Raw genomic sequence first — 236 nt, forward strand, 5'->3', positions numbered from 1 at the left:
TGTTGCTAATGCTGCCGTATTACCTATATTGCCAGTTACTGTACTATTACCGGTAAACGTTGCTATACCATTATTCGCATTACCGGTATTATCTATCGCTCCGGTCACCACTACAGGATTCGTAAATGTCACTGCTGACGCATTATCCGTTAAGTTTATTGCATTCGCTTTTACCACTCCGCCTTGTACTTGTAGCAAACCTGCTCCTACATTCATTGTTGCTAATGCTGCCGTAT

Annotated in this window: 1 protein-coding gene; it reads right to left on the reverse strand. The window is 42.4% G+C overall.

Annotated elements, in window-relative coordinates; translation table 11 throughout:
• Positions 1 to 236: hypothetical protein (locus RGRA_RS09545; protein WP_157668044.1), on the reverse strand; the 236-nt coding region annotated here is incomplete at both ends.

Source organism: Rickettsia gravesii BWI-1 (assembly GCF_000485845.1).
GTDB classification, from domain to species: domain Bacteria; phylum Pseudomonadota; class Alphaproteobacteria; order Rickettsiales; family Rickettsiaceae; genus Rickettsia; species Rickettsia rickettsii.